Raw genomic sequence first — 11944 nt, 5'->3', positions numbered from 1 at the left:
CGAATTGAATCCGGCAGAGGTGCGACTTGGGTGATTCAGGCCGGGAAACGGGCGGGATGATTCGCTTGTGCAGTCTCGCGTCGATCAAGCTGGGACGCGAAAGCGGTCACCGCGATGGCCAGCAACGTCACGGCGGCGGCCACGAGCGGCAGCGTGTCGAGTGCGTGCCCTCGCGAAAGCGCCATGCCGCCGAGCCACGCACCCATCGCATTACCCACGTTGAACGCGCCGATGTTGAGCGTCGATGCGAGGTTAGGTGCGCTCGCGGCCTTGCTCAGCACGCGCATCTGCAGGCCCGGAACCGTCGCAAATGCCGCGACGCCCCAGACGAAGATCGTCAGGACCGATGCCACGGGGTGATGCATGGTGCGACTGAACATCACCATGATCGCGACGAGCACGACGAACACGCCCGTCAGCGTCCGCATCACACCGCGATCCGCAAGCTTGCCGCCGAGCGCGTTGCCGATGGCCAGACCGATGCCGAACAGCACGAGAATCTTCGTCACGCCGCTCGGCGCGAATCCGCTCGCCTGCTCGAGCACCGGGGTGATATAGGTGAACACCACGAACATGCCGCCGAAGCCGAGCACGGTCATCAGCAGGGCGAGCCACACCTGCGGGTGCTTGAGCACGCCGACTTCGTGCGCAAGGCTCGCGGATTGCGCTTCGTGCGTGTTCGGCACGAGCGCCACGAGGGCCAGCGCAGCAAGCACGCCCGCGCCGGCGACGGACCAGAATGCAGCACGCCAGCCGAGCATCTGGCCGATGAAGGTGCCGAGCGGCACGCCGAGCACGTTGGCGAGCGCGAGACCGGTAAACATCAATGCGACGGCACTCGCACGCTTGTCCTGCGGTACGAGCGACGCAGCGACGACCGACCCGATGCCGAAGAACGAACCATGCGCGAACGACGTGACGACGCGGGCGATCATGAGGCTCGTGTAACCCGGCGCGACCGCGCACAGAATATTGCCGACGATGAAGATCCCCATCAGCAGCAAAAGCGCCCACTTGCGCGGCATACGGCTCGTGAGAACGGCGAGCAGCGGCGCACCCACGGCGACGCCTAGCGCATAGCCGCTCACGAGCAGCCCCGCCGACGGGATGGAAACGGACAGCGACTGCGCGACATCGGGCAGGATGCCCATGATGACGAATTCCGTGGTACCGATCGCAAAAGCGCTCAGGGCCAGCGCGAGAATGGGAAGTGGCATGGCTATCTCCGGGAAGGCGGCGAAGCCGCAGTGGATGTGCAGCCATTCTGCTTGCCACCGTGCCGATTGATAATTGGCCTCCGTCTTGAATGATTTTCAATCCAGACAAGAAAATCAGAAGAAGAGCGGCACGTGCCTGATCGCCCCGATCATTCTTCGCTGGTCAATGCGTCGATCAGCGCACGTATGCGCTCGAGCCTCGTGCGCGAGCCCGGCATCACGAGATTGACGGGTAGCGGCTCGGGGCGACAGGTCGACAACACTTCCACGAGCGTGCCGCGGCGCAGGCGGGCTTTGGCGAGAAACTCGGGGAACTAGCGCGGCAGCTTCGGCGAGCGCTTCACCGTGGTTGATGTGGAAGCGGGCCTCGATGGTCAGCGCGACCGTTCGCCCGTGTTCGACGAACGCGAGTGGCCGATCGCGGCCCGTGGTCGGCATGCGAAACGCAATGAGGCGATGGTTCCGCAAATCGTCAACCGCACGAATCGTCGGATTGGCCGCCAGGTAATCCGGATGCGTGCAGAGGATCAGCACCTCTTCGCCGATACGATGGGCGACAAGCGAAGCGTCGTCGAGCGCCTTCGCACGATCGCACCGGTGCGAAGGCGCTCGGGCAGCCCGCTAGATCGTCTCGCTTTCGCGTACCGTAATCGGGCTTTGCAGGACGAACCGCGCAATGTCGTCCTTGCGCATGAACGCAACGCCCGGATGGCTCTTCGCATAACGCAGGAACGCATCCCATGCGCGCGTCATCTGCGGCGTGCCGCTGATACGGTCATGCGCGCTGATCGACATCATGCGCCGACGCGTACCCGCTTCCTCGTACAACTGATCAAAATCGAACTTGATCTGTTCGAGGAACTTGTCCGGCGAGTAATTCCGGCCCTCCACCAGCAGGATGTCGTTATTGCGCAGCGTATACGGAATCACGACGAAATCCTTGCCGTTGACCTGTTCGATGAACGGCTCGTCGCGGCTCGTATCATCGATGTGATAGACGTAGCCCAGCTCCTGCAGCAGCGACAGCGTGTTCGGCCCGCGTCGCAGCCAGTTCGCGTTGTAGCCGATCGGACGTTGGCCCGTCACCGCCTCGACCATCGATCGCGCCTGGATCAGGAATTCGCGCTCCTGCGGTCGCGACATCGCATACTGCGAGTTCCACGTCGGCCCATGGCCCGACGCTTCGTGGCCGCGCGCCACGATTTCGCGCGCCACCTGCGGATGCTGCTTCGCCGCCTCGCCGATCATGTGCGTCGTCACCTTCACGTCATGACGATCCCACAGATCCAGCATTCGGGGAATGCCCTCGCGATACCCGTACGCAAACCACGCTTGCGCGGCAAGATCGGCGGGAACGCTCGCCGGGAAATCGACTTTCGGAAACGGATTGTCGGCGCCCTTCGGCGGCTGTCCACCCGCCTCGAACTGCATCGAGATCGAAATGACCAGCCGTGCACCGTTCGGCCAGAATTCACCCTGCACGGGCGCGGCTACCGGGTTCGATCGAGGGCTGCCCGTTTGCGCACCGGCCTGGGTGGATTGAAGCATCGCACCGACGGCGAACGCGCCTGCGCCGATTCCGGCCTTGGTCAGGAAGGAACGGCGCGTCGGTTGGTCGGGCGCCGGCTCGGCCGGGTCACGATCCACATGATCGATTTGAATTGCCATGGACAATCTCCTCATGACGCGCAAGCGCGTCTCTCGCACCGCAACGCGATGCATGATGACGAATGAACGAGTTTGGAATGTCACGCAGATTGGTGCGTGTACAACCAATTTTCGGAAAACAGTCTCTTTTCGAAAATGGGCCTTGAAATGAATAGACTTTCAATCCAGACCGAAAAATTCGGTGTTCCGTCCGGATTCGGCAAACCCGCTCGGTCTACCGCGCTTCAATGCGTCGATACCCTTCGGCACCCGACGGTGAGCGGCATCGCTGCCGAAGCGCTCAGCGCCAGCAGCAAGGTCGGCGCCGTCGCATCGTGATGGCGATCCTTCAACCATCCGAACACGATCGGCCCTGCAAAATCAGTAAGGTTCCCGAAACAATTGATCGTCGCGCCCCCGCCGCCGCCGCCGCGCCGGTCAATCGCATGGTCGGCAGGTGCCAGAACAGCGGCAGCGCCGTCAAACGGAAGCGGCGCAGACGCTCATGCTCACCCGCGCGCCCGAGATCATCCGGCGACGCACACGGCGCGCGGAATCCGGGCACGCACGTACGGACAACCGCCGACGCATCGCGATTCGAACTTCAACCGACCGGGCCGCTACGCGATCGCGCCGCCACCGTCGACCAGCACCGTCGAGCCGGTCGCGTACGGGGTCGACGCGAGGTAGAGCACGGCGTTCGCAACGTCCTCGGGTTGACCGACACGGCCGGCCGGTAATCGCGCCGCAGCACCTTCGTACATCCGGTCACGCGCCTGCGCATCGAGCTTCGACCAGAGCGGCGTCGCGATCAGGCCCGGGGATACCGTATTCACCCGCACGGGCGACAGCTCGAGCGCAAGCCCCCGCGCCAGCGATTCAAGTGCCGCGTTGATCGCGCCTTGCAGGACCGAGGTCTTGCTCGGCCTCACACTCAGGAAGCCCGACACGAACGTGAGCGACCCGCCCTGCCGAATGCGTACGGCCCGCGCAACGCGATAGGCCCCCCAGAACTTGCTGTCCATCGCCGCGTACGCATCGGCGAGCGCGAGACCACGCATCGGACCCGTGGGTGTCTGCGCGGCCGACACGACAACGTGGTCGAATTCGCCCGCCGAATCGAAAAATGCACGTACGCTGGTGTCGTCGGTCGTATCCATCACACCGGTTCGCACGCCGTGACCAATCCTCGCTGCGCTCGCCGCCAGCCTGGCCGCGTCGCGCGACGCGATCGTCACGCTCGCCCCGCCCGCCGCAAAGGCCCGCGCGGCCGCTTCGCCGATCCCGGAGCTTCCGCCGACCACCAGCACGTTTTGTCCATCGAATTGCATCGCTCGTTTCCTCCGATCAAAAGCGTGTTCTCGAGCGTGAAGCAGTGCCCGCCGCACGCGTCAAATGTTCTGAATACCGCTTGCGGCCAAGGGTTGTCGGCCGCCCACGCCGAATCGCCGCTGTCGCCGCCTGTCGCCGGCGAAGTCGGCAAGCGCCATGCGTTTCGCAAGACGATTCGGCAGATCCGGTCATCCGTTCGGAATCCCGTGCAGCTTGTCGGCGCCGAGCGTCGTCACGAATTCGACGGAAACCCCCGGCGCAATGGACACAAACAACTGCAGCTCGTTGGACAACGGTACTTCGCTGAGCGAGTAGTCGATCCGACTGCTGGACAGTCGATCGATCAACGTCGCCCATTCGCGGTGTGTGTCGACGCGAAGCGCAATGTGATCGATGCGCGGCGTGCTACGGCCTTCGTGCGCAGGCAGCGTAGCGCGCGTGACATGAATCATCGGGCGACTATCGAGGTACAACCAATAGCCATCCACCCTGAACGGCGGTCGGGGCCCGGTATCGAGGCCGACGACCTCATCGAAAAAGCGGCGTGTACCGTCAATGTCATCGGTAACGATGGTGGCGTGGTCGAAATGCATGCCTCGTGTCCATGCTGTAAAGCCTGGTACACATTCTGTCGCACGTCGGTCGGTCTTGATAATTGGCTTCGCCATTGAATGATCTTCAATGACGACAGGAAGATGGGGGGCCGCGGGATGCTCGGGGTCCCGGTTTCGTCGCACGCAAGCGGATTCACGAGACACGACGTCACCGCGACGTCATGCGTGCACGACTTCGGCAATGTCTCGAACGGCATTCGTGGCGCGGCCCCCGCAATGGACGCATGTGCGCGGGCCGCGAGCGGCGCCCGATCCTACAGCACCTACAGCACCTACAGCACCTGCGGCGCATCGCGCAGCACGGCGCGCAGCGCGGTATCGAACGGCGTCGCGTGATCGATCCCCGCGGCGCGCACGCGCGATGCGTCCAGATGGCAGTCATATGGGCGCGGTGTCGCGTCGGTCGGCCGGTCGATCCGCTTGAGCGCGGCTTCGATGCCGAGTGCGGCCGCGATCCGCTGCGCGATGTCGTACTTCGTCATCGGCTCCTCGCCCGACCAGTGACGGAGGCCCGTGATCGACGCACCCGCGAGATGGCGCAGCGTCAGGTCGCGGATGACGTCCGCGACATCCGGCGTATACGTCGGGTACCGGATCGCCCATGCGTCCATGCCGACGGCTTCGGCGCCTGGCTGCGCAGACGCGACGATCGCCGGCACGAGGCTCGTGACGGCCGATTCGCTCCAGTCGACGATCGGGCCGAACAGCAGCGGCAGGCGCAACACGCACGACAGCGGCGACGCGGCGAGCAGCGCCGCCTCGCCTTCCAGCTTCGTGCGGCCGTAGATGTTCAGCGGGTTCGGTGCGGCGTCCTCGCGGTACGGGGCCGCCTTGCCGTCGAAGACGTAGTCGGTGGAGATGCCGAGCGTCCATGCGCCGTGGCGTGCGGCGAGCGCGCCGATGCGGGCCGGGGCGGTGACGTTGATCGCCCGCGCGCCGGCGGGGTCGCGTTCGCAGACGTCCGGGCGGCGCTCGGCCGCGCAGATGATCACGGCGGCCGGTCGGCAGGTGGCGAAAAGGTGTTCGAGGGCTGGCTCGTCGAGGACGTCGAGCTCGGCGAGGTTTTCCGGGGGCAGCGCCAGGCGTTTTGCGCCTGCGCCTTGCGGGCTCCGGATCGTTGCGACGAGGTTCAGCGACGATTCACGGGCCAGGGATGCGGCCACCGCGCGGCCGAGCAGGCCGGCGGCGCCGATGAGGAGGACGGTCGAGTGCGGCACGGTAACGATCTATGAAAGGAGAACGGGGATCCTCCAATCTATACAAGAACAGGCAGCCGATGTCGACTCCCCTGCTACGTCGGCTGCGTACCTGCCATCTCAGGAAATGTGCGCAAAGAGGCGATCGACGCCGAACACCTGCGTGAACAGCAGCCACAACAACACCGCATCGAGTGCGAGCATCACCACCGTGCCCATCGCAACCGATACACGGCTATAGGCCTTCTTCCTGGGCTGCATGGGGGCATCGTCCGGTGACACCTGACATTGCGCGAGCACCTCTTCCTGCCAGCGCGGCAGGCGGCTCATTCGCATGGCCAGCCAGCGGAACAGGCCCGCCAGCGTCGTGACCGGAGCGAACAGCACCGCGAACGGGCCGAACATCTGCCACAGGCGGTACACCCCATAAAGAAACGGTTCGCGTCGGTTTTCAATGGGCAAAAGCACATCCGGAGCCGGCACGCTCGCCGGGCCTTCCTCCATGTAGCGACGGAAGTATTCCCAGTGTGCAAGCAACGGTTCGTCCGGCCCGATACCCTTCGGATGAACCGGCATGACAGCGCCCAGGTAGAACGCATGCGTCACTTGCCCGTTCGCGTCCGGCAAATAGCCGAGCACGCCCCAGTTCAACCCGCTCTTCTTCAAGCAAAACACCAACTTGTCCCAATCGAGCGACCACGTGCCGCCAGGGCCGCTGTGCTGGAACACGTGAACTGTGCGTGTCGATCGCACCAGCCGAATCGGTTTGTAGGTATAGCCCAACATGTCCTGCTTCCACTGATATCCCACCCAAACAAACAAGGGGATGAACAATAGAAAAATCAGCAAGGAGGCCAAAACCAGAGGAAGTGTCGCTCCGTAATTTGCAAAGCCATAAAAAGGAATAGCCAAGAAGGCAGCAGTTGGCAATTCAAACAATGAAAACACCATTCCACCGAAACCACGCCGCGCATATTGACTGTCGGCGACTTCCATGTAGGTTCCATTGCGTACGACTACCATGTCCAGCGAATCCGGTTGGCAATCTACTTTCGCGGGCTTTGCTTTATTGAGGACGTAAGCAAGCATCTCCACCGTCGGTGCCCAAGGTTCCTTCGCCGGCAAGCCGATCACCACCTCACGCCAATAGCGCTTGCTGAACAGTTGGGCCCAGTAGGCCTTTGCCGACGCGTCTTCGCTCATCTCGGTGGCCGCACTTTTATTCACTTGATCAACGACGCCTCTCGGAGTGCAGGACGCTCACGGAAAAAGGCGATCGATTTCGAATACGCGAGTAAACAACAGCCAGAACAACACGACGTCCAGCGCCAGCATCAGCACGACACCCATCGCGACGCCGACACTGTTGTCCGTCGCTTTCTTCTTGGGTTGCCCGGTTGCATCATCCGGTGACACCTCACATTGCGCGACCACGTCCGCCGGCCAGCGCGGCAGGCGACTCATTCGCATGGCCAACCAGCGAAACAGGCCTGCCAGAGTCGTGAGCGGAGCAAACAATATCGCAAACGGTCCAAACATCTGCCACAGTCGATGCACACCATAAAGAAACGGCTCGCGACGATTCTCAATGGGCAGAAGCAGATCCGGCACCGGTACGCTTGCCGGGCCAGCCTCCATGTAACGACGGATGTATTCCCAGTGTGCAAGCAGCGGTTCGTCCGGCCCGATACCTTTCGGATGAACCGGCATGACAGCGCCCATATAGAACGCATGCGTCACTTGCCCGTTCGCATCCGGCAAATAGCCGAGCACGCCCCAGTTCAACCCGCCCTTCTTCAGGCAGAACACCAGCTTGTCCCAGTCGAGCGACCATACTCCGTCGGGGCCGTTGTGCTGGAACACGTGAACCTTCCGCGTGGACCGCACCAGCCGGATCGGCTTGTACGTGTAATCCCACATATCCTGCTTCCAGTGATAGCCGATCAAAAGAACCACAGGTGTCCCGATCGTGCATGCAAACAGTGCAGCTGGTACTGCCGCCGCCAAATTATCAATGGCCTTGAAATTTAAAATTACATCAATCAATGCAGCATATGAAATAATCAATACCGGCAACAACATCAGCGTATAGACCATTCCGCCAAATCCACGCCGCATATAGTTTCCATCTGCCATTTCCATATAGGATTCGTTGCGAGCCACTACCATTTCCATCGATAATGGATCACCTTTGATGGATGTTGGTCGTGTTTTATCGAGCGGGTACGATAGCATGTCGACCGTCGGCGCCCACGGGTCCTTCGGTGGCAATCCGATCACCACTTCTCGCCAATAGCGTTTGCTAAACAGTTGACCCCAGTAGGTCTTTATCGACGAATCGTCGCTCATATTTACTTTCCTGCAGTTGCCTTAAGGAAATCGGATTGCTCTTCCGGCCCGTCGCTATAGCTATTTTCCGGCCCCCACAAACAATTGCGGGTCCATCGTATCGTAGGTGGATCCTTGAATATGTCGATCACGACTGTCAGCGCCAGAATGATTGCCGTTGCAATCCATGCTGGCGGGCCTAATGCCTGGACTTCAGCGCTACTGACTATTGCGATGTACAGCGCACGCGTCAAGGCAGCCCCGACAACCGCTTCGATAAGGCCCCGTGCTGCGTATAAGGCGAACATGCCGTATTCGCCGTCGTGCCACGACTCACGAGTATTCTCGACGTCCATCCCCACCGCAATCCACATTGCCACAACCCCCGCGCCCGCACCACCCGCCTTTACAAAACTCAGAAACCGTCCACCCAGACTCTTGGCCACCGGCCCGAGCAACGGCAATCGTCGCACGCCGGACGACTTGATGCCGGTACTGACCATGTCCAGCGTGCCGCCCACCAAACCGACCGTCGCAGTCCTGAATGCCCACGTCACGCGCCCCTGTTCGCTCTTCAGCGCCGTACCCATCGCGTCTTCTGCCGTCGCCCACCCCAGCGTCGAAAACACCAACGACACCGACGCGAGCATGCCGGGCGATCGCGCATAGCGCAGCACCGTGCCCATATAGCTGTTGACCGAGACCTTCGTGACCACCTCCGCGCCCGGCGCCTTCCCGAGCGACAATACCCGGTCGGCTGCGAGCTTGCCCTGCGCTTCGGAAGGCAGCCGATACAACGCGTCCTTGTCGGCCTCGCTGGCGTCCAGCAGCAGGTTCCACGACCTGACTTCCTCGTCGAGGCTGTACCCTGCCTTCTTCGCCTCCTCCTCCAGGATGGCCATCCTCGCCTGGACGATCATCGCCCGATCGGCCTTGTCCGGACCGCTCGCGGCAGGTTGCAGGGTTTCCAGCGCCTGGTGCATCGCGCTGAACACGTCGCGCCGCGTGCCCACCACCTGCAACCGCTGCACCGGCATGCCTGCGTGCATCCCCAGTACCGTCTTCAAATCTTCGGACGCCGGGTTGCGTTCCTTGATCACGGCCACCATCCGCGGCCCGAGTTCGACGATCAGTTCCGGCAGCGTATTCTTGCTGTCGATCGTCTTGTACGCGTTTTCCCCCGCCATCTTGAGCTTGCTGATCACGGTCTTGTACAGCGAAAACAGCTTCGACCACTTGCCGGGGTTCGGCAGATTGTTGGCCGTATCGGCCGTCTTGCCGTCATTCTTCTGCGCGCCCCCGCTGACCTCAGCGGCATGGGCCTTCAGCTCGGGATGGTTGAAGAACAGCGATCGCCATATCAGGTTGTGAGCCGCCATGCCGCCGTGCAGCCATTCGTCATAGAGCTTCACGCACGGTCCATAACCGCCCGTCCCCATCACGCACGCCGCAAACAACGCGGTAAAGCCGACCCCCGTGTTGATGTCCTTCGCGTCGAAGTGGTAATCGAACACCGTCGTCATCCCGGCGCTTCGCATCCATGCCACGTGGGCTTCCGCGAGCGGCCGCATGATCCGGTTGTCGTATTCGTCGGACGCCTTTGCGTACTGCTGCCGATACGTCTTGCGCAGGTTGGGATTGATCAGCTTGTCGTACTTGCCCCATGCCTCATTGCGCGCGTGCTCGAGGTCGGCCGCCGTGAATTTCACTTTCCTGGCCTCGTCGAGCAGCGGCTGCATTTGCTTGCGATAGCTTTCCAGCAGAAAAGCCGTCCCGCCGCTATTGACCAACTCGTTGTAATCCTCCTGCGATTTCCGGACCCGGCTGTTGTACAGATCCATCTCGGCCTGACGTTCGACCGCGGCCTGCAGGTTCGTCAGGTTGGTATCCAGGTCGGTCGGCCGTTTCCACTGTTCCGAGAACCCCTCCCATCGCGCGTTCATGTACGCCGGAATTTCCTGCGCGATGCCGGCCGGATCCTGGAGCGCCAGCACCAGCCCCTTCGCGGGCGCCAACCCGTCGCATACCGTCTTGAGCGTCGTGGCGGACAGGATGTCGCGGCACAGAAATGGGCTCCACCGCAACGCGCTGACCTCGTCCACGAGCTTCATCGCATATTCGGCAACGATCATGTCGACCTGGTAAATCTGGAACGCGTGAGCAGGTTGCGGCGCCCCGGGCTGGCCTTGGTTGTACCAGGCGCCGATATCGACGAGACGCATGAATTTGCTGCGCTTGTCCGCGGACAATTTCACATTATTGTCGCGAATCGCCTTGGTCCACCACGCGTCGGAAAACCCGAACCACACCTTGCCCGCGCTGGCGGGATCCTGGATCGTGACCACCGACGCATTGGCCAGCTTGGTCGCATCGCGCTTGCAGCTCTCGTGGAAACGGTCGCCACCAGGCGGCTTGTCGTCGACGAGCGGCACGATCGACAGGATTCCTGATTCATCGACGGCGTACGCTTCCCAGTGAGCGTGCGTCTCGTAGTACAGGTACAGGTAGCCCGGGCGCAACGTGCGCCCCGTATAGACGGTTTCGCTGACGCTCAGCGGCACCTCCGCGGGCCCGAGCAGCGCAGTCGCGTCGGGCGGCTGGTGCGTGACCCTGTAGCTCCCGAACGTCTTCGTCGGCGCGATGCCATAGCGGATCGGCAGGATCGGCAAGCCTTTCTTTTCACAGAAGGGGCAGGGTGTCGTCATCAACTCGCTCCTTGCGTCGAGTGATCGGTATTCGCCGGCGCAACACGTCTCGCATCGGCCGCTCGCTCCAGATCCCGAACGATGGCCTGCCAGTCGTCATCGCTCCAGAGCGACGTGAGACGCCGGTAACGGGTGGGGTGCCCCGCGCATTGCTGCAACATTGCAATGACTTCGGGGTGCGTATCGAATCCTGGATGTTTCAACATTCCGTGCCGTGCAAACGCCACGACGTCGTCGCGCTCGCTCAGGCCATGCGCTTCGGCCCTGACGAGCCATGCTTCGACCTGCGACCCGTACAGCACCGGCTCGACACGCCACGCGGGCTCGGTTTCCAGCGCGGCGTGCACCGTACCGATCCGCGCGATGCGACGCCACACCGCCTCGCCCGGCGCGAACCGCACGTGGTGCGTTCCTTGCGACGGCGTCGATTGCGCGAACCACGCGCCGCCCGACGGAAACATCCAGACCGACACCGGGCCGAACAGCACCGACCGCTGGCCGGCGTCGAGCATCCAGCCCAGATGCAGGAATACAACCGGGTCGTAGAAGCGGAACACGCCGCGCCCGCCGTCCGGGAAATGCGGCACGAGCAATTGCCGCAGATGCGCACGCACATAGGCCGATACCGCGTCGGATTGCAGCAGCCCGACACACGGCGATGCGGCGATCGCCTCGTCGCGATCAGTCAGCAAGCGCAACGCCTGCGTGCGCTGCGTGTCGCTCAAATCCTGCCAGGCCAGCAGAAACGGCAACTGCCGCGACTGCGCTTCGAATCCCGGCGGCGCCAGCGCACGCAACGGGAAGTCTTGCCACGACAGCATCGCGTCCTCTTCACCCTGCAGCGGGTCGAGCAGCAGGAAGTGGCGCGCATCGAGCGCGTGGCGGTCGAAGTCGATGCGTTCCAT

At 62.6% G+C, this 11944-nt stretch carries 10 protein-coding genes and 1 pseudogene; 1 reads left to right on the top strand and 10 read right to left on the bottom strand.

Annotated elements, in window-relative coordinates; all coding sequences use genetic code 11:
- Positions 1–35: 35 nt before the first annotated feature.
- From CFB82_RS34175 to CFB82_RS34165, 3 genes and pseudogenes are all read right to left on the bottom strand, one after another.
- The gene (locus CFB82_RS34175; protein WP_089486838.1) at positions 36–1217 is read right to left on the bottom strand and encodes an MFS transporter; all 1182 of its coding nucleotides are present in this window, start codon (positions 1215–1217) and stop codon (positions 36–38) included.
- A gap of 114 nt (positions 1218–1331) precedes the next feature.
- Positions 1332–1784: pseudogene (locus CFB82_RS34170) on the bottom strand (LysR substrate-binding domain-containing protein); the annotation flags it as partial.
- A gap of 54 nt (positions 1785–1838) precedes the next feature.
- Positions 1839–2879, bottom strand: coding sequence for a polysaccharide deacetylase family protein (locus CFB82_RS34165; RefSeq protein WP_373558892.1), 1041 nt, complete (start codon positions 2877–2879; stop codon positions 1839–1841).
- 102 nt (positions 2880–2981) lie between these two features.
- On the opposite strand from CFB82_RS34165, the gene CFB82_RS42620 reads away from it, so the two are divergent.
- Positions 2982–3203, top strand: a complete 222-nt coding sequence (locus tag CFB82_RS42620; RefSeq protein WP_143751007.1) for a hypothetical protein — start codon at positions 2982–2984, stop codon at positions 3201–3203.
- 281 nt (positions 3204–3484) lie between these two features.
- Here CFB82_RS42620 and CFB82_RS34160 read toward each other — a convergent pair whose 3' ends face one another.
- The 7 genes from CFB82_RS34160 to CFB82_RS34130 all read right to left on the bottom strand — a co-directional run bounded on the left by CFB82_RS34160 (position 3485) and on the right by CFB82_RS34130 (position 11944).
- Positions 3485–4195, bottom strand: coding sequence for an SDR family oxidoreductase (locus CFB82_RS34160; protein ID WP_039355220.1), 711 nt, complete (start codon positions 4193–4195; stop codon positions 3485–3487).
- Positions 4196–4384: 189 nt separating this feature from the next.
- Positions 4385–4789 (bottom strand): extradiol dioxygenase, encoded by a 405-nt coding sequence (locus CFB82_RS34155; RefSeq protein ID WP_069249839.1) that lies wholly within the window; start codon positions 4787–4789, stop codon positions 4385–4387.
- 293 nt (positions 4790–5082) lie between these two features.
- Positions 5083–6027, bottom strand: a complete 945-nt coding sequence (locus CFB82_RS34150; protein ID WP_089486835.1) for a dTDP-4-dehydrorhamnose reductase family protein — start codon at positions 6025–6027, stop codon at positions 5083–5085.
- A 99-nt stretch (positions 6028–6126) separates the two neighbouring features.
- Positions 6127–7209 (bottom strand): DUF6708 domain-containing protein, encoded by a 1083-nt coding sequence (locus CFB82_RS34145; RefSeq protein ID WP_089487024.1) that lies wholly within the window; start codon positions 7207–7209, stop codon positions 6127–6129.
- Positions 7210–7266: 57 nt separating this feature from the next.
- Positions 7267–8355, bottom strand: a complete 1089-nt coding sequence (locus CFB82_RS34140) for a DUF6708 domain-containing protein (RefSeq protein ID WP_089486834.1) — start codon at positions 8353–8355, stop codon at positions 7267–7269.
- A gap of 2 nt (positions 8356–8357) precedes the next feature.
- Positions 8358–11039 (bottom strand): T6SS effector BTH_I2691 family protein, encoded by a 2682-nt coding sequence (locus CFB82_RS34135; protein ID WP_143751006.1) that lies wholly within the window; start codon positions 11037–11039, stop codon positions 8358–8360.
- Positions 11039–11944, bottom strand: a complete 906-nt coding sequence (locus CFB82_RS34130; protein WP_089486832.1) for a DUF4123 domain-containing protein — start codon at positions 11942–11944, stop codon at positions 11039–11041. The genes CFB82_RS34135 and CFB82_RS34130 overlap by 1 nt, the downstream gene beginning before the upstream one ends.

The sequence above is a fragment of the Burkholderia sp. HI2714 genome, assembly GCF_002223085.1.
In the GTDB taxonomy this organism is placed as follows: Bacteria; Pseudomonadota; Gammaproteobacteria; order Burkholderiales; family Burkholderiaceae; genus Burkholderia; species Burkholderia lata_D.
The sequence above is the reverse complement of the archived record's forward strand: the minus strand, read 5'-3'. Positions and strand labels throughout refer to the sequence as shown.

Excerpts from the sequence above, each read along its gene's own strand:
- CFB82_RS34175 (WP_089486838.1), bottom strand. The coding sequence starts at position 1,217 with ATGCCACTTCCCATTCTCGCGCTGGCCCTGAGCGCTTTTGCGATCGGT.
- CFB82_RS34160 (WP_039355220.1), bottom strand. The coding sequence starts at position 4,195 with ATGCAATTCGATGGACAAAACGTGCTGGTGGTCGGCGGAAGCTCCGGG.
- CFB82_RS34155 (WP_069249839.1), bottom strand. The coding sequence starts at position 4,789 with ATGCATTTCGACCACGCCACCATCGTTACCGATGACATTGACGGTACA.
- CFB82_RS34145 (WP_089487024.1), bottom strand. The coding sequence starts at position 7,209 with ATGAGCGAAGACGCGTCGGCAAAGGCCTACTGGGCCCAACTGTTCAGC.
- CFB82_RS34140 (WP_089486834.1), bottom strand. The coding sequence starts at position 8,355 with ATGAGCGACGATTCGTCGATAAAGACCTACTGGGGTCAACTGTTTAGC.
- CFB82_RS34135 (WP_143751006.1), bottom strand. The coding sequence starts at position 11,039 with ATGACGACACCCTGCCCCTTCTGTGAAAAGAAAGGCTTGCCGATCCTG.
- CFB82_RS34130 (WP_089486832.1), bottom strand. The coding sequence starts at position 11,944 with ATGGAACGCATCGACTTCGACCGCCACGCGCTCGATGCGCGCCACTTC.